Origin of the sequence: Fibrella aquatica (genome assembly GCF_041321135.1) — a bacterium.
Lineage (GTDB): Bacteria > Bacteroidota > Bacteroidia > Cytophagales > Spirosomataceae > Fibrella > Fibrella aquatica.
This window is the reverse complement of record NZ_JBGGWF010000001.1, coordinates 828,614-851,097: the sequence shown is the minus strand read 5'-3', so window position 1 is coordinate 851,097 and position 22,484 is coordinate 828,614. Positions and strand designations below refer to the sequence as shown.

General features: G+C 54.6%; 15 protein-coding genes. 14 read left to right on the top strand and 1 reads right to left on the bottom strand.

Annotated features, from left to right (window positions below):
• Positions 1-25 precede the first annotated feature (25 nt).
• From ACAW87_RS03185 to ACAW87_RS03120, 14 genes are all read left to right on the top strand, one after another.
• Complete coding sequence (locus ACAW87_RS03185) at positions 26-1,249, top strand: MFS transporter (protein ID WP_370721696.1); 1,224 nt, start codon at positions 26-28, stop codon at positions 1,247-1,249.
• 382 nt (positions 1,250-1,631) lie between these two features.
• Positions 1,632-1,886, top strand: coding sequence for an ACT domain-containing protein (locus ACAW87_RS03180; RefSeq protein ID WP_370721695.1), 255 nt, complete (start codon positions 1,632-1,634; stop codon positions 1,884-1,886).
• Between the two features lie 4 nt (positions 1,887-1,890).
• A complete protein-coding gene (locus tag ACAW87_RS03175) occupies positions 1,891-2,823 on the top strand; it encodes a DUF1684 domain-containing protein (RefSeq protein WP_370721694.1) in 933 nt (310 codons plus the stop codon).
• A 64-nt stretch (positions 2,824-2,887) separates the two neighbouring features.
• The gene (locus ACAW87_RS03170; protein WP_370721693.1) at positions 2,888-3,706 is read left to right on the top strand and encodes a phytanoyl-CoA dioxygenase family protein; all 819 of its coding nucleotides are present in this window, start codon (positions 2,888-2,890) and stop codon (positions 3,704-3,706) included.
• A 133-nt stretch (positions 3,707-3,839) separates the two neighbouring features.
• Positions 3,840-3,962, top strand: a complete 123-nt coding sequence (locus tag ACAW87_RS03165) for a hypothetical protein (RefSeq protein ID WP_370721692.1) — start codon at positions 3,840-3,842, stop codon at positions 3,960-3,962.
• Between the two features lie 11 nt (positions 3,963-3,973).
• Positions 3,974-6,988, top strand: coding sequence for a SusC/RagA family TonB-linked outer membrane protein (locus tag ACAW87_RS03160; protein WP_370721691.1), 3,015 nt, complete (start codon positions 3,974-3,976; stop codon positions 6,986-6,988).
• 161 nt (positions 6,989-7,149) lie between these two features.
• Positions 7,150-8,502 carry a RagB/SusD family nutrient uptake outer membrane protein gene (locus ACAW87_RS03155; protein WP_370721690.1) on the top strand — a complete coding sequence of 451 codons (1,353 nt, stop codon included), beginning with the start codon at positions 7,150-7,152 and terminating at the stop codon, positions 8,500-8,502.
• A gap of 178 nt (positions 8,503-8,680) precedes the next feature.
• Positions 8,681-9,562: a cyanophycinase gene (locus ACAW87_RS03150; protein ID WP_370721689.1), complete on the top strand. Its 882-nt coding sequence runs from the start codon at positions 8,681-8,683 to the stop codon at positions 9,560-9,562.
• 169 nt (positions 9,563-9,731) lie between these two features.
• Entirely contained in the window at positions 9,732-11,153 is a 1,422-nt protein-coding gene (locus ACAW87_RS03145) for a DoxX family protein (protein ID WP_370721688.1), read from the top strand.
• A 234-nt stretch (positions 11,154-11,387) separates the two neighbouring features.
• Positions 11,388-13,019, top strand: coding sequence for a hypothetical protein (locus tag ACAW87_RS03140; protein ID WP_370721687.1), 1,632 nt, complete (start codon positions 11,388-11,390; stop codon positions 13,017-13,019).
• 27 nt (positions 13,020-13,046) lie between these two features.
• Positions 13,047-14,522, top strand: coding sequence for a phytoene desaturase family protein (locus ACAW87_RS03135; RefSeq protein WP_370721686.1), 1,476 nt, complete (start codon positions 13,047-13,049; stop codon positions 14,520-14,522).
• Positions 14,523-15,174: 652 nt separating this feature from the next.
• Entirely contained in the window at positions 15,175-17,742 is a 2,568-nt protein-coding gene (locus ACAW87_RS03130; protein ID WP_370721685.1) for a TonB-dependent receptor, read from the top strand.
• Positions 17,743-17,974: 232 nt separating this feature from the next.
• Positions 17,975-19,147, top strand: a complete 1,173-nt coding sequence (locus ACAW87_RS03125; protein WP_370721684.1) for a methionine aminotransferase — start codon at positions 17,975-17,977, stop codon at positions 19,145-19,147.
• A 93-nt stretch (positions 19,148-19,240) separates the two neighbouring features.
• The gene (locus ACAW87_RS03120) at positions 19,241-20,707 is read left to right on the top strand and encodes an amino acid permease (protein WP_370721683.1); all 1,467 of its coding nucleotides are present in this window, start codon (positions 19,241-19,243) and stop codon (positions 20,705-20,707) included.
• 81 nt (positions 20,708-20,788) lie between these two features.
• Here the strand turns inward: ACAW87_RS03120 and ACAW87_RS03115 are convergent, their stop codons facing one another.
• A complete protein-coding gene (locus tag ACAW87_RS03115) occupies positions 20,789-22,324 on the bottom strand; it encodes an RtcB family protein (protein ID WP_370721682.1) in 1,536 nt (511 codons plus the stop codon).
• Between the last annotated feature and the right edge of the window lie 160 nt (positions 22,325-22,484).

Below are 22,484 nucleotides of genomic sequence, written 5' to 3'. Positions count from 1 at the left end.
CCTTCACCCCTTCACCCCTCACCCCATGTCCTCCCGGTTACCGCTGACTACCATTTTCTTTACCGTATTTCTCGATGTTATTGGCGTTGGCATTGCCACCCCAACCATTACGCCGCTCATGCTCCGGGTCGATTCGGGGTTATTGTCAGGTATGTATAGTGTAAACGAGCGCACCATTTTGCTGGGTTATCTGCTGGCTTCGTTTTCTATCGCGGGTTTCTTTGGCGGCCCTTTGTTGGGTGCATTGTCGGATCGGTACGGCCGGAAACCGTTGTTGCTGTTTTCCCTCCTGCTGACCCTGGCCGGGTACATCATTTTTGCGCTGGGCATTCAAACACGTAACCTACCTCTGCTCTTTCTGAGCCGAGTCGTGTACGGTATTGGCGGCGGAAATATTGCCATTATCCAGTCGGCCATTGCGGATGTGAGCGATACGGCTTCACGCACCAAAAACTTCGGACTGATCGGTGTAGCGTTTGGTCTGGGTTTTATTATTGGCCCCACCCTGGGCGGTGAGCTATCGAATCCGAATACCGTTTCCTGGTTCAATTTTGCGACGCCTTTCTATGCAGCAGCGCTACTGGCTATTCTGAACATTTTGATGGTCATGTTTGCCTTCCGTGAAACGCTGTCTGTACCCATCCACCGACCCATCACGCCACTCACCGGTTTTGTCAACCTGGCCGAGGCCTTTACCATTCGACGGTTGCGCATTCTGTTTGCCGGGGTCTTTTTCTACACACTGGGCTTCAGTTTCTACACGCAGTTTTTCTCCGTTTATCTGGTCAAACGGTTCGATTTCGATCAGGTACACATTGGTCGCTACTTCGGTTTTGTGGGGTTATGCATTGCATTGATGCAGGGTTTGGTGGTACGTCGACTCTCGGCTATTTACACGCCCAAGCAGATTTTGCGGGTCAGTGTACTCGGGCTGGCGGTAGCTTTGTGGTGCTTCTTGTTACCTCAGGAGTCGTGGCAAATTTTCCTGATCGCACCGTTCATGGCTCTATTTCAGGGGTTGACTTCACCCAATGCTACAGCGCTTGTTTCGACCAGTGCCGGAGCGAGTGAACAGGGGAAAATGATGGGCATTAACCAATCGGTGTTATCGGCGGCTTTTGCTACACCACCCATCATTGCGGGTTATATCGAGACCATTAACCTCAGCTTACCACTCGTTATGGCCGGACTGATGGCACTACTCGGCTGGATCTTCTTCATCCAGTTCATCCGGCAGGAAACCGTTTGAGGTTTTGGGATTTCGGACGTTGGCTTTCGGAGCTAGCCCGCCCGTTTCACACCCTTTCTCTTCGAACCAAGCATCTAACGCCAGAAATCCAACGTCCGAAATCCCACATCCAAAATTCAACGTCCTGTTTCCTGCCTGACAATGACTAACTTATCTATAAAGTCGCAGGGACAAGCAGGAATACTCCGCAAACCCGATAGACTATTGCATAACTAACTGACAATCATTTTTTTACATTTTCCTTGCAAGGCAATTTTTTACGTATCAATTTTGCTGGCGAACCACAACGCGTAAGCGGTTTGGCTCGGTATGTGTAGGTCAGTTCATAGCTGGCCTTTTCATTCAATCAATTAATCTATTAAATCTATAGATTATAAGTATTATGATTCATGCGCTGCACTATCATCAATCTGTTTACCAGATAACCGGCTTTGATCGACACAACTTCGTGAGCGACGTGACCAACGCCATTCCGCAGGACGAGTATTGCCGGATTACAGGAATGATGTTTGAAGGCGATGGCATTCGGGTTGATGGTTGCCTGACGGTGCAGGTAGCTGATGAACGTCATCTCTCCTTGATCGACTACCAATTGCGGGCCATTCGGGGCCTGGTGAGCGTAAAACAGAGCAACTAATACCATGGACGAACTACAGGAACAACAAACGGGTCCGGTCAACCCTTACGCACAGACGTTTTTCTGGATATGGGGACTGGCCTTACTGGCACTGGCTGGTTTTAGGTCCGATAACCCGTCGTATCGCGAGCAACTCGATAGCTGGCACTGGCAACGGGTCGAGTCATTAAAGGGCGAAAACGGCTGGTTGAATCTGGCCGGCTTACTCTGGCTGAAAGAAGGCACCAACCGCGCAGGTACCGACCCCGGCAATGAACTGACCTTCCCCGGCGGAAAAGCACCCGAACAGCTGGGTACGTTCCAACTGGCGAACGAAACCGTACAGTTTGAGGCTGCACCGGGCGCGGTGGTACAAGCCGACGGTCAGCCGGTGCTGGCTGCGAAAACCATTTTTTCGCCGGAGCTGACCAAACCCATCACCCTGTCGCACGGCTCACTGCGCTGGTTCGTCATCAAACGCGGCAACCGGTACGCACTTCGATTACGCGACCTGGAAAGTCCACTGTTGACGAATTTTAGAGGCATTGACCGTTTCCCCGTCGATGAATCGTTCCGGGTAAGTGCACGACTTGAGCAACCGACGGAAGCCCGCACCATTCCAATTCTGGATGTTATTGGGCAAACTGCTCAGCAACCGCTAGCAGGTACGTTGGTCTTCACCCTCGATAGGAAAACGCACCGGCTCGATGCCATTAGCGAGGGGAATAAGCTATTCATCCTGTTCGGCGATGCAACCAACGCGCACGATACCTATGGCTCGGGCCGGTTTCTGTATGTCGACAAACCAGGCGTCGACGGCCTTACCACGATCGATTTCAACCAGAGTATCAACCCGCCCTGCGCCTTTACCCCCTACGCTACCTGTCCGCTTCCGCCTAAACAGAACCGACTGGCGCTGGCCATTCGGGCGGGCGAAAAACGCTACGGCGACCATTGAGCTACATTGGCCCACTTCACAGCACACAACTAATCCGTAACACCAACACACAATACGCTTTTCTATGCTGACACTAACGAACGACACCGCCCCCCTCCTCACCCGCGTATTGACCGCGGAACAGCTTGCCTTTTTCAACAAGAATGGCTTCATCCACATCAAAAACTTCGTCGATCGCCAGACTGTCGATCTCTTCCTGTCTGAAATTCAGTGGATCGAATCGCAATGGCTGACCGAAGGCATTGAGAAAGTAAATGGTACGCCAATCAAGTTTGGCTATGATGAAAACGGCCAGCGGATCGTGCAGCGGTTTGCGTTCACATCGATGTTTAGCCCGGTGTTACGGCAGTTCCTGAACGATGAACGCCTGCAGGGCTTAACGAAACTGCTTGCTCCCTACGAAGGCCGTATCAGTCCCGAAGAGAAAGACGGGCTGGTAGTAAACCATTACGTTAGAACCCCCGAAAGCAACTTTTCGCGGATGGGCTGGCATACCGACAGTCCGCGCGATCTGTTTCTGGGTCAGCGCATTCTGCCGATGCTGAATGTAGGTCTGCACTTAGATGACTGCCCGCAAAGTAATGGCGGCCTGCGCGTATTGCCCGGCACGCACCGGCAACATACGCTGATGACGCTCTTCCGGAAAAAGCAATTCATCGACCACCGACCCGACCGCCGCGAAGTTGGTTTCGACATCGAAGCGGGTGACCTGACCATTCACAACGGGAATCTGTGGCACCGCGTTGAACAGTCGCCAAACTTCGGTGCCTCCAGCCGGCGTCGGGTCATGTATATCCCGATCATCACCGGCGATGTCAAGCTTAAAGACGCCAGCAGCAAAACGCCATTCTACCACCGGTTCGCTAAGCGGATTCAGGATTGAGTAGATGGATTAGCTCTTGTGCATTGCTTCGCGAGCTAGGCCCTTCGACTAGGCTCGTGAAGCAATGCACCTGAAACACAAAAGCAACTAACCAAAAAACAACACCTTTCTTTCAACTCATAATACGCATACCGTGCTCAGCCTGGCGGCAACCGGGTTGGGCACAAACGAAAAAGCCGAAACGGCGGCAACCGTTTCGGCTGGTACAAACAAGGTCCGGCAACCGAACCGTCGGCCGGACCCATTTATCACGTAACCACGACAATAATGCGAATTTTTATTCGATTGATAGCAGTTTTTCTGCTATTCACCAGCGTACTGGTGCCCGGCAAGGTACAGGCGCAAACAGCTACTATTACCGGAACTGTTCGTTCCGACACCGAGCTTATCCCCGGTGCGAACGTCGTTATCAAAGGGCAGAATAAAGGAACGAGTACTGATGGCAATGGCCGTTATTCGATTGCTGCCGGTCCTGGACAGGTACTGGTTATTTCAGCGATCGGCTACCAGAATACCGAAGTTACAGTCGGCAACGTGGGCAGTTCAACCCAACTGGATGTTACCCTCAAAGAAGCGGCCTCGCAACTGAACGAACTGGTTGTGGTGGGCTACGGCACAACGGATCGCAAAAACCTGATCGGTGCCGTGTCGCAGATCAACGCAGACGAAATAAAAACCCGGCCTGTTGCCAGTTTCGAGCAGCAATTGCAGGGACGCGTAGCAGGCGTACAGGTGTCGGCCAACACGGGCGTTCCGGGAGATGGACTCTATTTTCGCATCCGGGGCAATACCTCGATCAACGCCAGTAATGACCCGCTTTATGTGGTCGACGGTGTGTTTATCAACAACAACAGCCTTCAGAAAATTACCACGCAGGGGCAGGCGAACAACCCGCTGGCCGACATTAACCCGGCCGATATTGAGTCGATCTCGATTCTGAAAGATGCCGAGGCCACGGCTATTTACGGCGCACGGGCCGCTAACGGGGTGGTGGTGATCACGACAAAGCGGGGTACGTACAATGCCAAAACGAAAGTGGCCCTGAACACTTCGGCCGGACAGGCATGGGCACCCAAACTCTGGGATCTGGTGACAGGCCCCGAACACGCCACAATTATAAACGAAGCCTGGGTGAACGACGGCAAACCATTCGCTACACGGCCATTTCGCCCCGTTGCCGAGGGGGGACGCGGCCTGCCGGAAGAGCAACCCACCTACGACCGGCTGGGTGATATTTTCCGGACGGGCATCTTGCAGAATTACGACCTGAACGTGTCGGGCGGGAATCAGCAGACGCGCTTTTATCTCGGCGGGGGCTACACCAGCCAACAGGCCACGCTACGAACCAACGACTTCGCGCGGGCCAGCTTCAAACTCAATCTCGACCACGAATTGGCCGACAAGTTTCGCATCGGAACAAGCAATATCTTCTCGCAGTCGAACCGGACCAATGCGCGGGTGGGCGACGGGCCACAGGGCGGTATTTTGCAGGCGGCGCTGCACACGCCAACGTACCTGCCCAAGTTCAACGCGGATGGTACCTATGCCAAATGGGCCGGCTTTGATAACCTCGACGTGCTGATCAACAACACCGACATGCAATCGGTGAGTACGCGCTACATCGGCAATATCTACGGCGAATGGGACGTGGTACCGGGCCTCAAATTCCGCAGCAGCTGGAGCCTTGACTATAACCTCTACGACGAATACGAGTACTGGAATACGCTTACCAATCGGGGTACCGCCAGCAGAGGCCTGGGTACGTCGAGTATCAGCCAAAGCACCGTCTGGATCAATGAGCAGACCCTACAATACCGCAAAACGTTCGGCGATCAACATTCGTTTGGGGCATTACTTGGCAACACCATACAAGGTACGACCTCGACACAGACCCTAGCACAGGGGACCAACTTCCCCTCCGACGATTTCAAGCAGATTGCCTCGGCATCGGTCACCACGTCATCGTCTAACCAGAGCCAGAACCGGCTGACGTCGTTCTTCGGGCGGGTCGATTACAATTTCGCCCGGAAATACTTTGTCGAAGCCAGCCTTCGAGCCGACGCGTCGAGCCGGTTCGGGGCCAATAACCGCTGGGGGTACTTCCCGTCGGCGGGTGTTGCCTGGCAGATCAAACAGGAAAACTTTTTGCAGGATGTGCGGGCCATCAGCGACCTGAAACTGAGGGCCAGCATTGGCTGGACGGGTAACCAGAATGGCATCAACGACTTTGCCTCGCGTGGTTTATGGGGGGGCGGGTTCAACTACCAGGATAACCCAGGTACGTTCCCGACGCAGTTGGCCAACCCCAACCTGCGGTGGGAAAGCACCCGCCAGATCAACGCCGGTTTGAACGTGGGTCTGTTCAACAACCGCATCGGGCTGGAATTCAACGCTTACGAAAAGTACACCTACGACCTGCTGATTCAGGTGCCCCTGGCGCAGAGCACCGGTTTTTCGAGCATATTCCGCAACGATGGCGGAATCAGCAACCGGGGGCTTGAATTCGGCCTCAATACCGTCAACATCCAGAGCAAGGACCTGACCTGGAGCACGAGTTTCAATATTTCTACCAACAAGAACCGCATCGAAGAACTGTCGATTCCGGTCGATGCCAGCTATAGCGTACAGCGGCTGGTGCAGGGTTACCCCTACCATGCCTATTTCGTGTACAAGCAACTGGGCGTGAACCCCGAAACGGGCGATGTGATTTACGACGACTTCAACAAAGACGGGTCCATCACCGCGGCCGACCGGCAATATGTGGGCACGGCCCTGCCCAAATTCGTTGGCGGACTAAACAACACGGTGGCTTACAAAGGATTCGACCTGTCGGTGTTCGTCAATTTCACGTCGGGTAATCTGGTGAACAACAACAACCGGTTTTTCCATGAGTCGGGCGGCACGCGCGACGACCGGCGGGCCATCAACAAAAACCAATTGAACCGCTGGCAGAAACCAGGCGACATTACCGACGTGCCGCGCATTACCACGCTGGGTAACAACTACAACCTGAGCCCCAGCAGCCGCTTCCTCGAAGACGGCTCGTTTGTCCGGCTCAGCAGTGTAGTGTTCGGGTACACCCTGCCCAAATCACTCCTGCGTAAGGTCGGCATCTCGTCGGCGCGGGTGTATTACAACGGCTCGAACCTCTTCCTGATCAGCAACTATCAAGGTCCAGACCCCGAGGTAAACGTAACGGCGAATCAAAGCACGCAATCGCAGGACCTGGGCACGCCCCCGATCCCAAGAACCGCCCAGTTTGGTTTGAATTTGACATTGTAAAAGACCCCACCCCAACCCCTCCCCTGAAAACAGGGGAGGGGCTAATGCGCTGCCTACTCTAGATTGCTTGACATTAAGCTGGCAACTGTGAATAGCGAAGCATTGCTCCCCTCCCCTTGTTTAAGGGGAGGGGCCGGGGGTGGGGTCAAACATCCTCCACTATGAAAAAGACAACATTCTTCCTACCACTGCTTTTCCTGCTAACAGGATGCAGCAATTTTCTGGACGTTCAGCCCGTATTACAGGTTGACGAACAGCGAGCGATTACTGGTGCCGCTACAGCGGAAGTGGCCCTCAACGGACTATATAACCGGCTCGGTAATGATGGATATTACGGCTCTAACTTCTCGGCCCTGTCGTATCTGTCGGGGGGCGATATTCAGTGGACGGGCTCGCAGGGGGCACCACAGGAGATTACAGCCCGCAAACTGACCGCCGATAATGGGTACGTTGGCTCGGCCTGGAGTGCCATCTACCGCACCATTCTGGCGGCCAACTACCTGCTTGAAACCGTGCCGACACTGACCGATCCGCAGTTGACGGAAGCGCGGAAAAACCAGATTCAGGGCGAGGCACTGGCCATTCGGGCATTATCATACTTCGATCTGGCGCGGGGCTGGGGGGGCGTGCAACTGATTCTGAAGCCAACCCGCACCCCCAATGATAATACGAATGTGCCCCGTAGTTCGGTAGCCGATACCTACGCACAGGTGTTGAAAGACCTGACCGCTGCCGAACCGCTACTGGCCGCCACGACCAACCGCAACCGCGTGACCCGCAAAACGGTCTGGGCCTTACGGGCGCGATATCACCTCTACCGGCAGGAATGGGAACAGGCCGAGGCCTTCGCCACGCGGATTATCGACGATGCCACCAACTACAAACTGGTGAAGCCCTACAACGCCTTCTTTGCTAACAATGCCGTGAACACAACGGAGTCGGTTTTTGAGTTGGCGTATTCCAACTCGTTCAAGAACGGGCACTTTAACTGGTGGTTACCGCCCGCCCTGAGCGGACGGCGCGAATGGGCACCCAACACGCAATTGGTGACGCTACTAAACAACCCGGCGGTGGGGGGAAATCGCTCGGCGGTCATTGCGCAAACGGCTCCTCCGGGCAACCTGTGGTATGGTCGTCTGTATTACCGCAATCCAACCGGCACCGACCCCGCCTACCTGATCCGCATTGCCGAACTCTATCTGATTCGTGCCGAAGCCCGCGCTAAACTGGGTAAACCTGCTGATGCATTAGTCGACCTAAACGCCGTTCGCAGCCGCGCCGATCTGACCGCCCTGACCAGCACCACAACGCCCACCACCGACGCTATTCTACTGGCCATCGAGAATGAACGGCGCGTTGAGTTCGCCTTCGAAACCGACCGCTGGTTCGACCTCATCCGCACTGGTCGCATAGCGCCCGTACTCGGTATCAGCGATACAGACAAATACGTGTTTCCTATTCCAACGAGCGAAATCCTGGCCGATAAAGCCCTGACGCAGAACAAGGGGTATTAACTTACTACCCTACCCCCGGCCCCTCCCCTGAAAAACAGGGGAGGGGAGCAATGCTCCACTTTCAAAACCGCATGTTTGAAAGCGATCTCCAGGCAATATTAAGCAGCGCATTAGCCCCTCCCCTGTTTTCAGGGGAGGGGTTGGGGTGGGGTAACCACGCACAAATCATGCAACCATCATGAAAACTCGCATCTCGTACATCATCCTCCTTGTTGCCCTCCTCGCCGGGCAACTTTCCGCTCAAACGACTGGTCCTGAGAAAGGGGCTGTGGTGATCGTTGGGGGTGGTGCTATCTCGCCCGACATCTGGAACCGCTTCATCGATCTGGCGGGCGGGAAAGCCAACGCCCGGATTGTAGTCATCCCTACGGCAGGTGACGATTCGACGCTGAACGCCAGCGGGCAACGTACCCAGAAACGGCTTCAGGAACTGGGCGTCGCCAACGTGACCTTGCTGCATACCCGCGACCCGAAACAGTCGAATCAGGAATCGTTTGTGGCGCCCATTCGGCAGGCAACGGCCGTGTGGTTTGAAGGGGGCCGTCACTGGCGGCTAGCCGATTCGTACCTGAATACGCTGGCGCACAAAGAATTCAATGCGTTGCTTAGCCGGGGCGGGGTTATTGGCGGCACGTCGGCGGGAGCTACCATCATTGGTTCGTTTATGGTGCGGGGCGATACGAAAGGCAACAGCATCATGGTAGGCGATCATACCGAAGGACTGGCTTTTGTGAAGAACCTGACCGTCGATCAGCACGTGCTACGCCGGAATCGGCAGTTCGATTTGATCGACGTGATCAAAGCGCGGCCTGAACTGCTGGGCATCGGCATCGACGAAAGCACGGCGGTGGTGGTGCAGAAGAACGCGTTCGAAGTAATCGGCAATTCGCTCGTGGGCATCTACGATATCAACCAGATCAATAGCAACGCGAAGTACCCATCGGGTCAGAATAGCACGGGCGGGCCGTTTTACTTCCTGAGTAAAGGGCAGAAATTCGATCTGCAAACGCGAAAAGTAATCAACCAGTCACCACCCCGGCCCAACGAACCGGCGAAATAGGTTCACGGCCATTGGCCTGCGGCGTCATTTATTGTCATTACGCTGCGCTGTCATTAGGTGGTCATTTATTGCTAGTTCTACATGATTACCTAATGACAATGAATGACTACCTAATGACAGCGCAGCGTAATGACGCCATAGGCTAATGACCACTTAACTCCAACACATCATGCGTACCTCCAATCACGAGCCGCACCCTTCCTGGGAAGGCCGTTCAGCCACTGCTTTGCCCGATTCGGACTGGAAACCGGCCGAAAAAGGGCTGTTCCGGTTCGCTACCCTGTATTTTCTAATTCAGATTATACCGTCGGCTCCGTCGTTCTGGCGCGATCTATTCACCGCCAACTGGCAGTATGGCCTCTATCAGCCGTTGTTCAAACTGGCTAAGTACACGCCCAACTTCGTTGGCGATAGCGGGTCATTCCTCAACTGGATCATAGTGGCAGTACTAGCCGGGCTGGGTACGTTTGGTTGGTCTGTTTGGGAGAAGCGGCGGGCTAAATCGGGCAAACCGGCGCTTGATTACAACCAGTTGAACGCCTGGTTACGCATCCTTGTCCGCTACCGACTGGCGGCTGGTCTGCTGGCGTTTGGCCTCATCAAGCTGTTCCCAATTCAGGCAGCCGAACCGTCGTTGAGCCACCTCAATACACCTTATGGCGAACTGACCGAATGGAAAATCTTTGCCCTGACGCTGGGCGTAGTTCCCTCGTATCAGGCGTTTCTCGGTCTCGTAGAAACGATTGCTGGCCTGCTACTGCTCACCCGGCGATCTGCCACGATTGGGGCGTTTATCACGGTCTTCTTTACGGGAAACGTGTTCATATCGAACATCGCGTATGGCGGGGGTGAGTTCGTTTACAGCCTGTTCCTGATCAGCCTTGCGCTGTATCTGCTGGCCTACGACGGCCTCCGCATTTACAATCTGCTTGTGCTGGGCAAACCAACCGCGCCCAACCGCTACCGCCTGACGTTCGCCGAAGGCTGGCAACAATCGGCCCGACTGGCAGGTAAAGTCGTAGTTGCCTTGTTAATTCTCTCCTACGGGCTATCAGCTTACGGGGCCTTGCGGCAGGGTGGGCATCAGTACCCAAGTGCCACAAAGAAAGCTAGTCTATCCGAAGCCGCTGGCTTATACACCGTTCGTGAGTTTCGCCTGAACGGACAGACGCGCCCGCCCTCACCAGCCGATTCGCTTCGCTGGCAGAACGTCGTGGTCGAGAAGTGGAACACCATCAGCATCCGTCGTCCGGCCCCGGCTGCGCTGGCCACGCTCAACCAGGAGGATGTAATCGGACCTGATTCAGCCAGAAATTTTGAGTGGTCAGGACAGATCGGTCGTCATTATTACCACTACGAGCCAGTGGCCGGGCAATCAGATTCAGTTGTCAAAACGCTTCAGTTCCGAAACCCACAGCGCCCCGAAGACAGCTTCCAGTTCCACTACGAACGACCCAACCCCGGTACGTTGGTACTGGCTGGGGTGAACGCCCAACGCGATTCTGTCTACGCCGTTCTGGAAAGGGTTGATAAGAAATATCTTCTGGCCGAAGCCGCCAAAGCTGGCCGTCGTAAAGGATTGACACTGTAGATATAGCAACGCTGGCGCGAGCATGTGCTGGGGACGCCCAGTCCGTGCCTTTAATGTCGCAAGCGTTTGCTTGCACAGCGCGAAAGCGTAAAACGCTAGAGGCTGACAAACGGTAAGATTACAAACGGGTTCTTTTCACCACCGTATTGCGCTTTCGCGCTGTGCAAGCGAATGCTCGCGACATAAGAGGCACGAGCACATGCTCGCGCCAGCCAGCAATAACACCATTTTCCCATGATAAGCACGCAAACACCTACTGAGCAACGGTCCTCGCCTGTGGCCACCTCACCAGTCGGGCCAACGCAAAGCCGTTGGTCCGAAACGGAGAAGATCGCGTTTCGAGTCGCCTTCATTTTCTTTGTCGCCATGGCTTTGCCAAATAACGTCGGCTGGTACCGCGACGTGGTAGCCCTCGACTGGACGAACCTGCACTACCGCGACGTGTATGACATCGCCCGTTTCGGTTCGGGCCTGAGCCTGTTCGGCAACACTCTGTTTGGCAGTCCGTTGCTCGGCTATGCGCCCTGGATTATTACGATACTGGCCGCTATCGTCGGCGGATTGATCTGGACTGGTATCGTGAAAATTCGCAAGTCAGAGCCAAGCAACTATAACTTGTTGTACTACTGGCTTCGTGTGGTGGTGCGCTACCGGGCGGGCATCGGCATTATCGGGTTTGGCTTCACGAAACTGCTGCCAACGCAACTCCCCTACCCATCGCTGGGCATCATGAACGCTAATTTCGGTGACCTCACGGCGCAGAAACTGTATTGGCTATCCATTGGCATTGTGCCCTGGTATGAAGTGTTTGCGGGCGTGGTCGAAGTGGCAGCGGGCGTATTTCTATTCTTTCGCAAAACCACGTTCCTGGGCGCGGCGCTGCTGTTCGGTGCCCTGGCCGACATTGTGTACGTGAACCTCGCCTACGATGGAGGCGTACATGTGTATAGCTCCTACTTCGTGTTGTTGGCGGCTTTTCTGATGTGGTACGACGTACCCTTCGCCTGGAACCTGCTCGTTCGCGAACGATTCACGGTGCCGGTTTACCACTACCCCACCTTCCCAAAAGCGGGGCAGCGCTGGACACGCTACGGTCTGAAAGCCGCTACGCTGTTCCTGTTTATCGGTGTGCTGTTCTACCTGCAAGTCGTCAATTTTGTATACGACCCCTACAAGCAACCCGCCCAACGTGGTATTCGTGAACTGCGCGGCAACTATGCCGTGACCGAATTCAAGCTCAACGGCCAACCCATTCCTTACAGCCAAACCGATTCGACACGCTGGCAGGAAGCGACCTTTGAAAACTGGAGCACGCTGACCTTCAAAGTGAATCGCCCCGCCCGACTCGACCTCAGCAATGGCGGTGGCTCGCCCATGCGTGACCTGAACCGGACGTTTGAAGTAACGGGCGTAGCAGGTGGTCAACGCGTTTTCTACTACGATGCCGACACCATAAACCAGACGCTCTACTTACAGGATAAAGTACGCCTGAACGGCCCGCGCGAGGACGCACCCGGTGCCGGAAATCCCGGTGAAAGTGGCACGCGACGGAAAGAAAGAGTTAAAAATCCGAACGCCATTTCGGAGAAACAGTGGATTCCGGCGCAGGCACAAGCCAACATCGGTGAGGAATTTACGAAGGTGCATCCGTTGGTACAGACCACCCGACGCAAGCGGGGCCTGGTCGAAGAAAGCAAGCCCGCCGAGCGGAAACGGATGGTACTCCGCTACCAGACTACCGACGGTTCACGCGTGGTGTTGACCGGCATCAACGAGAAAAAAGACTCGATCTACGTGGTGTTAGACAGAGTCGTCAGGCCATACGCCCTCACAGAAAGCACCTTGAAAGCGGGACGGTATGAATGACTTATCTTTCGGCTTTAAACCCCGACAATGAACGTACCCGGTATGCACACACCCGAAAAACAATATGACGCCGTGATTGTCGGCTCCGGCCCGAACGGACTGAGTGCCGCCATTGTACTGGCGCGGGCGGGTTTATCGGTGGTAGTGCTCGAAGCCCGCTCAATGATTGGGGGCGGCACCCGCTCGGCGGAGCTGACCTTACCAGGATTTGTGCACGACATGGGTTCGGCCATTCATCCGCTGGCAGCTGGCTCTCCCCTGTTTCGAAGCTTACCGCTGGCCGATCACGGTCTGGAATGGATTTACCCGCCTGTAGCCGCCGCCCACCCGCTCGACGGTGGCAAAGCGGCCATCCTGACTGGTTCTGTGGCCGACACCGCCCGAACGCTTGGCGCCGATGAGGCAACGTACCTGAAGTTGATGGAGCCGATTGTGAAGCACTGGTCTACGCTGGCTCCCGACATACTTGGCTCGCTCCGTTTCCCGAAACACCCCATCGATCTGGCCTTGTTCGGCCTGGATGCCCTTCCACCGGCAACGTACCTGGCCAGTCGATTCAAGACCACCGAAGCGCGGGCCTTGCTAGCGGGCATGGCGGCCCACGCCATTCAACCGCTGACCAACCTGACCACCTCGGCTATTGCGCTGGTGCTTATGGCGGCCGGGCATCAACGGGGATGGCCGATGCCCAAGGGCGGTTCGCAACAGATTGCCAACGCGCTGGCCTCGTACCTGCAGTCGCTGGGAGGCGAGATTCAGACCGACCGAACGGTTCGCACGCTGGCCGATATTCCTAAAACGCGCGTGGTGTTGTTCGACCTGACGCCGAAACAGATCCTCAGCATTGCCGGTGATCGCTTCTCGACCCTATACCGAAAGCAACTGGAAGGCTACCGTTACGGTCCCGGCATCTTCAAAATCGACTGGGCGCTCGATGGGCCAATTCCATTCACGAACGTCGATTGCCAGCGGGCCGGTACGATTCACCTCGGCGGTACACTCGAAGAAATCGTGTTGGCCGAACAACAAACCTACGACGGTAAACACCCCGACCGGCCATATGTGTTGCTCGCTCAGCAAAGTCGGTTCGACCCTACCCGCGCCCCCAAGGGCAAGCACACCGCCTGGGCGTATTGCCACGTACCCAACGGCTCCACTGTGGATATGACCGCTCAGATTGAGGGACAGATCGAACGCTTCGCGCCCGGTTTCCGCGACCTGATTCTGGCCAAACACACGATGAATACCGTGCAGGTCGAGGCTTGGAACCCCAATTATGTGGGCGGCGATATCAACGGCGGCATCATCGACGCGGGTCAGTTGTTCACCCGCCCCACGATCAGCCTGACACCCTACCGAACCTCAGAAACGGGGATGTTCATCTGCTCGTCGGCCACACCACCGGGCGGGGGCGTTCATGGCATGTGCGGCTACCACGCCGCCCGCGTCGTCCTGCGCGACAGCTTCGGGAAAGATGTCCCGGTTGAACTATCGACGGTGTAACGTACCTACTGACGGAATGTTAGCAGAAAGGCCCTATCTGCCAGCTTCGACAGGATCAACAATTTATAACACCAATCAAGTTTTTCTGTGCGTGTTGCTGACGCGTGGCCCTTCGACTAGGCGTCCCCGACAGGCTCAGGGCCACGCGTCAGCAACACGCACGGACAAACTTGATGTAGTAGTATATCGCATTACCAAGAATGTATAAACTCACCAATTGGCATTCAAGTATCTGCCATCGAACGGATCACATTGGTCGTACACCCTGACAATGAATCGCTTAATATACTTATCCAATTGATTCAGTGGAATACTCCCTAAACCCGATAGACTACTAACACAACCAATTGACAATCATTTATTTAACTTTTCTTTCAGATTTCAAATTTCCTGTTCAACTTTGCCCCGTTGCTTTCATATCGAACCAAACCGCCACTGGATCAGTAGGCCAACAACGATCTGAAGCAATCCTTTTTTTGCCTCTATTACTATATTTAGTATATAGACTTTATTAACTAATAAAATGCATTGATTTCTGTTCAAACGATCGCATTGGTAATCTTCTCTCCTGAAAACCAGTAGCCCATAAACCAGACGAAACGTTAGCCGACAATCTCCCCATTTACGCTTAACAATAACAATACACCTGACAATGAGACACTTTTTAGTAACTGTTTTACAGATTTCAATCCTGCTGCTACCCTTCTGGTCAGCGGCTCAGAATACACCGATTATCAATGAAACCATATCGGGCCGAATCATCGACGCCCGTACCGAACGGCCCCTGATTGGCGCAACGGTGGTTATTAAAGGCACCACAAACGGCGCATCAGCCAAAGAAGATGGCCGTTTTACGCTCCTCACGGGTCAGAAACTCCCCTTTACGCTCACGGTTTCCTTCGTTGGTTATAAGACGACCGATGTCGTTATCGGCGAGAATAATGTAGAGATAAAACTGGAAGAGGGCACCAATGAGCTGGCCGACGTAGTCATTACCTCGCGTCGCCGGCAGGAGTCAGCACAGAACGTACCTATCCCGATTTCGGTAGTGCGGGGTGCGCTGGTCGAGGACGCCGGAGCGTTCAACGTGAACCGGTTGAAAGAACTCGTGCCTTCGGTGCAGTTATACGCCTCGAACGCCCGCAACACCACGCTCAACATCCGGGGTCTGGGCTCAACGTTTGGCCTTACCAACGACGGTATTGATCCGGGTGTAGGCTTTTACGTCGATGGTGTTTACTTTGCTCGTCCCGCCGCCACCGCCCTTGACTTTGTCGATATTGACCAGATCGAGGTGTTACGTGGTCCGCAGGGAACGTTATTTGGTAAGAACACAACATCCGGGGCATTCAACATCACCACCCGGCCAGCCAGTTTTCAACCGGGAGCCACCTTCGAGGTCAGCTACGGCAACTACAACTACATGCAGGCCAAAGCATCGGTGACCGGACCGTTAGCCAAAAACCTGGCCGCCCGCGTGTCGTTTTCCGGGACCCAGCGTAATGGCCTGATCTACAATGTCCGCAGCCAGCAGTCTATCAATACCCTTAATAACCTTGGTGTTCGCGGGCAACTACTCTTTACGCCTAGCGATAACGTGAAGTTGACACTGATCGGCGATGTTACCGACCAGCAACCCGTGGGTTATGCCGTTATCTATGCCGGAGTCGTGCCCACTCAGCGGCCAGCCTATCGCCAGTTCAACGCCATTATCGCCGATCTAGGCTATAAACTCCCTTCGACAAACCCCTTCGACCGGATTACCGATCAAGACACCCCTTCGCGGGCAGGCAATCAATTAGGCGGCGTTTCGCTCAACGCCGACGTCAAACTTGGCGGCGGTACGCTGACATCGACATCGGCCTGGCGGTACTGGAAGTGGGATCCGCTCAACGACCGGGATTACATCGGGTTGCCCGCATTCACAATTTCATCGGGTAGTTCTAAACACGATCAGTACTCGCAGGAGATCCGTTACGCCGGCAACGTATCATCGCGCGTGAATGGTGTGGTTGGCGCTTTTTATCTCTACCAGGATTTACAGTCAGACCCCGTACAAACGGAAGAAGCAGGTTCGGCTCAGTGGCGCTTTGCGCAGAGCTCCACCAGCGCACTCTGGAGAACACCCGGCCTGCTCGACAACTTCGGCATCCGCACCACCAACCGGATCCGCAGCACCAGCGCCGCTTTGTTTGCTCAGGCAGACTGGGCCATTACCGACAAACTGCACGTGCTGCCCGGTCTTCGCTACAACTACGACAAAAAAATTGCCAACTATAGCCGTCAGACTTATGGTGGTCTACAAACGACCGACCCCGCCCTGCTGGCCCTCAAAAACGCCGTTTATACCAACCAGGCGTTCAACGTTGACGTCGACGAAACCAACTTTTCGGGTCAGTTGACGCTGCAATACAAAGCCAGCGATCGGCTAAATGCCTTTGCTACCTACTCAACCAGTTATAAGCCCATTGGCGTTAACATTGGTGGATTACCTACGGCCAACGGGCAGGTGTTGACCGATCTGGCCCGTGTAAAGCCTGAATTTGTAACGCACTACGAAATTGGCGTGAAGACCAAACCAACCCCAAATTCTGTATTGAACGTAGTACTCCATAACTCGGATATCAGGGATTATCAGACTCAGGTACAAACGCCTGAGCCCGGCGTAAACCGGGGGTATCTGGCCAATGCTGAACGGGTGCGGGTACGCGGTGTAGAAATAGATGGCAACCTGCGCGTCAGCAACGCCTTTTCGGTATACGGCGCGGTAGCCTACACCGATGCCAAGTATCTGTCATTCACCAATGCGCCGGTACCACTCGAAGAAACGGGTGCTGCCCAATCGTTCAAAGACATTTCGGGAGGTGCGCTGCCGGGCGTATCGAAATGGGCGGGTTCGCTTGGGGGTGAAGTAAGTGGAGCCGGAAAATTCCTGTCGCAGGAAGGACGGTACTTTGCTGCTGCTGATGGCTATTACCGCTCTTCATTCTCATCGAGTGCCTCACCATCACGATACCTCAATATCGACGGGTACACCCTGGTGAACGCCCGCGTTGGTTTCCGGGCATCGAACGGCACATCAATTTTTCTATGGAGCCGCAACCTGCTGAACAAGGATTATTTTGAGCAACTGTTGCCCGCACCGGGTAATGCCGGTCAGTACGGCGCCGTGTTGGGTGATCCACGTACCTACGGCGTTACCTTGCGGTATTCATTCTAAGCAGTGCCCGTAAACGGGTGTATTTATGTTCAACGGAGCGGTGCTCCGGTAGGCCAAAAGGTATGCTCGATTAGCCTAACGGAGCACCGCTCCGTTGAACATAAATACACCCGTTTACAAATTCTTAACAGACAATCTTACTTCGCGCTACGGTCTGCATTTTCTGACCGTAGCGCGAAGCTTATCTTTTGTAACTCATCGTAAATTTGACCTTCCATTTTCCCTTCCCACCATGCAATCCTTCCAAACGCTTCCGTCTAAACTTCCTCGCGTCGGCACCACGATTTTTACCGTTATGTCGAAACTGGCGGCAGATGTGGGGGCGCTGAATCTGTCGCAGGGATTCCCGAGTTTCCCGGCCGATCCGGCTCTGCTTGAGTTGGTCACGAAGGCGATGCGGGCGAATCATAATCAGTATGCACCCATGGCGGGCGTGCCGATGCTGCGCGACGCCATTGCCCAAAAAACCGCTGATGTGTACGGCATCAGCTACAATCCGGATACAGAAATCACCGTCACGTCAGGCGCAACCGAAGCGCTGTACGCAGCCATTACAGCGGTAGTGCAACCCGGCGATGAGGTGATCGTCTTTGAACCTGCCTACGACAGCTACGTACCGGCCATCGAACTGGCGGGGGGCATACCCGTTTACATCACGCTCACCCCGCCCGATTACGGCGTCAATTGGGCACAGGTGGCGGAAGCCATTACGGAACGTACCCGGCTCATTCTGGTCAACACGCCGCATAACCCCACCAACCGCGTCTGGACAGGCGACGACCTGAACCAACTGGCCCACCTGATCCGCGACCGCGACATCTTCGTGATTGCTGACGAAGTCTACGAGCATATCACCTTCGACCAGCGGCCGCACGTATCGCTGCTGCAGCATCCGGGATTACAGGAACGCACGTTTGTGGTCGGCTCGTTCGGGAAGACGTTTCATGTGACGGGCTGGAAGATCGGCTATTGCCTCGCTCCGGCGGAGTTAACGGTCGAGTTTCGGAAGATTCACCAGTTCCTGACCTTTAGCGTCTCGACGCCGATGCAATACGCGCTGGCCGAGTACCTGCAACAGCCTGAGCGCTATCTGGAGCTACCCGCTTTCTACCAGCAAAAGCGCGACCTGTTCCTGCAAGCTATAGCCGGGTCGCGGTTCAGGTACGTCCCTACCGAAGGCACGTTTTTCCAGAACGTATCGTACGAAACCATCACCAATGAGTCTGACTACGACCTCGCTATTCGACTCACCAATGAAATCGGTGTAGCGTCTATTCCCGTTTCTGTTTTCTATGATCAGAAGAACGACTACAATATTCTCCGCTTCTGCTTCGCCAAAGACGACGACACCCTGCTCCGTGCAGGTGAACGATTGGTGAAGTGGTCAGTTGCTTCGCGTCATTAAAGTGGTCATTGATTGCTTCACGACGAATGACCACTTGATGACGCCGAAGGCAAATGACCGCGAAGCAAATGACATTTCTATCTCAACGTACCTATGCGTATAAAATCTCTTGAACGACTGCGGCAGGAAGCAGCAGAGAGTGACTCATCAACCCTTAAGCGATCGCTGGGGGCCTTCAATTTAGTGGCTATTGGCATTGGCGTTATTATTGGCGCGGGCCTGTTTTCGCTGACGGGTATTGCCGCCGCCAACCATGCTGGTCCCGCCGTGACGCTGTCGTTTGTGGTAGCCGCCGTGGGTTGTGCGTTTAGCGCCTTGTGCTACGCCGAATTTGCCGCTATGGTGCCCATTTCGGGCAGCGCCTACACCTATGCCTACGCCACCCTGGGCGAGTTGTTCGCCTGGATTATAGGCTGGGATCTGGTACTGGAATATTCTGTCGGGGCGGCTACCGTGGCCATCAGCTGGTCGCAATACCTGAACCGCTTTTTGGGCAATTATGGCCTGCATATACCGCCTCAGATTATGCTATCACCGTTTGAAACCGCTACCGGAGCCGACGGTTCCACCGTAACTGGCTTCATGAACGTACCTGCGGTCTTAATTGTGGTGTTGATCACCAGCATCATCATTCGTGGCACGTCGGGCTCGGCCATTTTCAACGCCATTGTGGTCACACTCAAAGTACTGGTCGTTCTCGTGTTCATCGCCCTCGGCTGGCAATATATCGATCCGGCCAATTACCAACCATATATTCCGGCCAATACCGGCACCTTTGGCGAATACGGCTGGAGCGGCGTACTGCGTGGTGCTGGCGTCGTTTTCTTCGTCTTTATCGGCTTCGATATTGTGGCTACGATGGCGCAGGAAGCCAAAAATCCGAAGCGCGACATGCCTATTGGTATCATTGGCTCGCTGGTGGTCTGCACCATTCTGTTCGTCCTGTTTGGCTACGTTATGACCGGCATGGCCAACTATACCGAGTTCAAAGACAGTGCGGCTCCAGTAGCCATTGCCATCGAAAAAACGCCGTATCGTTGGCTCGGTCAGCTCATTATCGGGGCCATTTTGATTGGCTACACGTCCGTTATCCTGGTCGATCTGTTGGGGCAGTCGCGCGTATTTTTCTCGATGAGTCGGGACGGATTATTACCAAAAGCGTTCTCCGAGATTCACCCACGATTTCGTACGCCCTGGAAAGCCAACGTGCTCTTGTGCGTGTTCATTGGCCTGTTCGCGGGTTTCGTGCCCATTCGGGTGGTGGGCGAAATGACCAGCATCGGCACACTACTGGCCTTCGTGATGGTCTGCATCGGCATCCTAATTCTGCGTAAAAAACAGCCCGACGCCCCCCGCGCCTTCCGCACGCCCTGGGTGCCTGTAGTGCCAATAATGGGCATTCTGACTTGCCTGCTGATGATGTTCTCACTGCCCGGCGATACCTGGTTACGGCTGGGCGTCTGGTTGGCCATAGGACTGGCGATCTATTTTGCGTACGGCAAAAAACGCAGTAAACTGCATCTTTCCTCTGTAACCGATGATCGGAGAACCCTTGATTAGCCGCCGATCGACTGCTTAGTTCAATCAAGAAAACGGTCTGTTAACGACTATTTTCGCCGTTAACAGACCATTCCTATCAACTCAATCTTCCCGCCCTTCTTTCCGGTTGGCATCCGCCATGCGGACAATCTTGGGCGTGAACTTGGCCAGTACTGATACCAGATCGCGTTGGGCTTCGATAACACTGTCGATATTTTTGTAGACCATCGGCGCTTCGTCTAGGTCGCCGCCCACCAATTGAATATCCGCTTCGACCAGCGCCTTCTGCCATTGCGACCGCGTAATCGTGTTGAACGCCTGGGTACGTGACATCAAGCGACCCGCACCGTGCGAGGCCGAGTTGATCGAGTCTGCGTTGCCGCGGCCACGCACTACGTAGCCCGGTTGGGTCATCGAGCCGGGAATGATACCCAGCACGTCAGGACCAGCGGGGGTGGCTCCTTTGCGGTGAACGATTACCTCCCGACCATCGGCCAGTTGCTCTTTCCAGGCAAAATTGTGGTGATTCTCAACCATCACCAGCGGTTTCTCGCGCAGGGCTTTGGCTAGTTTCCGGTGAATTTCGTGGTGATTGGCCGATGCGTACTCACCCGCCAGATTCATCGCAATCCAGTATTCCTGTCCTTCTTCCGTATTCAGATCGAGCCACGCCAGATGAGCTGCTTCTTTGGGCAGCTTCGTTTTCTGCATAGCCAATTTCGAGTAGTAATTCGCTACGTTTCCGCCAAAACCACGCGAACCTGAGTGCGACAGCAAGGCCAGGTATTCGCCCGGTGGCAGATTCAGGCCGGTCTCTTTGGCTTCGTCGGCGTACACGTCTACAATGCCCCACTCCACAAAGTGATTGCCCGTTCCTGAGCTACCTAATTGGCGGTAGGCTTTGTCTTTCAGATCGCGGATCACCTTCGTGGCCTGCCATTCGGGCAAGTCCATCACGCTCTCGTCGATCTTGTCGCGGGTTTCGCCACCGATGCCGAATTTGGTCTGCTCCACCAGCGCCTTCTTCAGCAGATGAGGTTCGCGCTTCAGAAAATCGGGACTTAAGTCGAAGATCGACAGGCACATACGGCAGGCGATATCAACGCCCACGGCAAACGGAATCACCGTGTTCGCCTCCGTAGCTAACACGCCGCCAATGGGCAGTCCGTAGCCCTGATGCGCGTCGGGCATGAGCGCACCCGCCACCGATACCGGCAAACTGGCCGCCGTGTGCATCTGTTTAAGCGCCCCTTCTTCAATGAAATCACGCCCAAACACGGCATATGGAAGTGGGCCTTCGCGCAGTTCGAAGGTATTTTCGACCTGCTTCTGCCCGGTGCCCAACACAAAGGGCGCGGGCTCAGCGGGCAGGTACGTTGCGCCCACTTCGCTGAGCGGAATAGCGATTCCCTGTTTGTTCAGCTCGTAGACCGACTGCGCCAGGTTAGTCACTTTATTCTTCGAGAACGCGTATTTCTTCGGGTTCTGAAGCATCTGCGCCAGTAAACCCATTACTTTCTCTCTGGTGTAATTTCCCCGCAGCATCAGGCCATTAGCCACGCGCAGGAATGTGGTATGTAACGACTCCGGGATTGGCCCGAGCGTTAAGATATCGTCAAGTAAGATTGATGTTTCCATGTGGTTAAAGGTCATTAAGTGGTCATTAGGCTGCGCTGTCATTTATGATCATTCGTTGTTTTGCGATAAAGGCCTACTTGATGACAATGAATGACCACTTAATGACGCACAGCGCAATGACTACCTAATGACGCGAAGCATAATGACGCCGAAGGCAACT